2 protein-coding genes are annotated in these 2519 nt (G+C 64.4%); both read left to right on the plus strand.

Features of this window, described 5'->3' with window-relative positions:
• Positions 1–686 (plus strand): ATP synthase F1 subunit gamma (gene atpG, locus ENJ37_02255; GenBank protein ID HHL39305.1); only part of this gene is annotated, 686 nt, incomplete at its 5' end.
• 80 nt (positions 687–766) lie between these two features.
• The gene (gene atpD, locus ENJ37_02260) at positions 767–2197 is read left to right on the plus strand and encodes a F0F1 ATP synthase subunit beta (GenBank protein HHL39306.1); all 1431 of its coding nucleotides are present in this window, start codon (positions 767–769) and stop codon (positions 2195–2197) included.
• The last annotated feature ends 322 nt before the right edge of the window (positions 2198–2519 follow it).

The following is a 2519-nucleotide window of genomic DNA, read 5'->3' on the forward strand; positions in this document are numbered from 1 at the left end:
GCGGGGAGGGCCACCCGCTCATGGCCAAGTACCGGGGCGGCAAGACCGAGGTGCTGCTCATGACCTCGGACAGGGGGCTCTGCGGCAGCTTCAACGCCGGACTGCTCAGGAAGACCGAGGCCCTCATGAGGGAAGTGGACGGCGAGGTGAGGCTCAACCTCGTCGGTCGCAAGGCCGCCGAGTACTTCAAGCGCTCGAGCCTCGAGGTGACGGCCAGGCGCAGCCTCGGCGCCGGACGCCCCACCTACGACTTTGCCGCCGCCATAGCGTCCGCCATGATCGATTCGTACCTCCAGGGCGAGATCGGCGAGGTCTACATGGTGTACAGCGTCTTCAGGTCGGCGCTGACCCAGGTGCCCACGGCGCAGCGCGTGCTTCCCCTCTCGACCGAGGGGGAAGAAGAGGAGCGGGCCGGTGCCGGAGAGGGCGAGTACCTCTTCGAGCCCTCGGAGGCCGACGTGCTCGAAAGCCTGCTCCGCAAGTACGTCGAGGTCCAGGTCTTCAGGGCGCTTCTCGAGACGGCGGCGAGCGAGCACGGCGCGAGGATGACGGCCATGGACTCGGCCTCCAAGAACGCCTCGGAGATGATAGCCTCGCTCACGCTCACCTACAACAGGCTGCGCCAGGCGGCCATCACGACCGAGCTCATGGAGATCATCGGAGGCGCCGAGGCGCTCAAGGGCTGACGCCCCTTCGCCGCGCCGCCCCTGTGAGCGGACGCGGCGCGTAAGACAGTGCTTTTATCGACCTAAGGAGGCTTCGAAGGATGGCAAACACTGAAACGGCGAATATCGGAAAGATAACCCAGGTCATAGGACCGGTTCTCGACGTGGAGTTCCCGCCCGGCAAGCTCCCGGCGCTCTACAACGCCATAAAGGTGACCAACCCCTCCATAAGCTCCGAGAAGTGGAACCTCGTGGCCGAGGTGGCCCAGCATCTCGGCGAGAACACGGCGCGCTGCATAGCCATGGACGCCACCGAGGGTCTCGTGCGCGGCACCGAGGCGCTCGATACGGGCGCTCCCATATCGGTGCCCGTGGGAAAGGCCGTGCTCGGAAGGATACTCAACGTCATCGGCGAGCCCGTCGACGAGATGGGACCCGTCGAGAGCGAGCAGGTCAGCTCCATACACAAGCCGGCCCCGGAGTTCAAGGACCAGTCCACGGAGATGGAGGTCTTCGAAACGGGCATCAAGGTCGTCGACCTGCTCACCCCCTACCTCAAGGGCGGCAAGATCGGCCTCTTCGGCGGCGCCGGCGTGGGCAAGACGGTCCTCATCATGGAGCTCATCAACAACGTGGCCATGCAGCACGGCGGCTTCTCCGTCTTCGGCGGCGTGGGCGAGAGGACGAGAGAGGGCAACGACCTGTGGCTCGAGATGAAGGAGAGCGGCGTCATCGACAAGGCGGCGCTCGTCTACGGCCAGATGAACGAGCCCCCGGGGGCGAGGGCGCGCGTGGCGCTCACGGCGCTCACCGTGGCCGAGCACTTCCGCGACGAAGAGGGCCAGGACGTGCTCCTCTTCATCGACAACATATTCAGGTTCGTCCAGGCCAACTCCGAGGTCTCGGCCCTTCTCGGCCGCATCCCCTCGGCCGTGGGATACCAGCCCACCCTCTCCACCGACGTGGGCGGACTGCAGGAGCGCATCACCTCGACCAGGAAGGGGTCGATCACCTCGGTCCAGGCCATCTACGTGCCGGCCGACGACCTCACGGACCCGGCCCCTGCCACGACCTTTGCCCATCTCGACGCCACGACCGTCCTCTCGCGTCAGATAGCCGAGCTCGGCATCTATCCGGCCGTCGACCCCCTCGACTCGACCTCGCGGATCCTCGATCCCCAGATCGTCGGCGAGGAGCACTATCGGGTGGCCCGGCAGATACAGCAGATACTGCAGAAGTACAAGGACCTGCAGGACATCATCGCCATCCTCGGCATGGACGAGCTCAGCGAGGAGGACAAGCTCATCGTCGCCAGGGCGAGGAAGATACAGCGTTTCCTCTCGCAGCCTTTCTTCGTGGCCGAGCAGTTCACAGGCACGCCGGGCAAGTACGTCTCCATCAAGGACACCATCAAGGGCTTCAGCGAGATCGCCGAGGGCAAGCACGACGATATCCCGGAGCAGGCATTCTACATGGTCGGCACCCTCGACGAGGCCCTCGAAAAGGCCGAAAAGCTCGCCTCCGGCGGCTGATTGATTACCAGGGGGGCCAGGGGGGAACTTTTTTAAGGAGACCCTGATTTATTGCACCGGGTGGAAACTTTCTGAAGAAGGGCCGCAGGCCCGCGTTCCCCAGCGCCCCCCGTATGCTGTTCGGGTCTTCGGCGGCACCGGGGAGGTTCGGGCCGCAAAGGCGTAAAAAATCCCGCCTGGCGCGGGCCGAACCTCCCGGGCGCCGTCCCCCTAAGGAAACTCTGATTAATGACCCTGGGGGAAACTTTCTGTAGAAAGTTTCCCCCAGACCCCCTTCAAAGACTTTCAATACGACCTGGTTTCCCCCTGTTTTGCCTGGCAA

This window comes from Deltaproteobacteria bacterium (assembly GCA_011375175.1).
In the GTDB taxonomy this organism is placed as follows: Bacteria; Desulfobacterota; GWC2-55-46; order GWC2-55-46; family DRME01; genus DRME01.

Excerpts from the sequence above, each read along its gene's own strand:
- atpD (HHL39306.1), top strand. The coding sequence starts at position 767 with ATGGCAAACACTGAAACGGCGAATATCGGAAAGATAACCCAGGTCATA.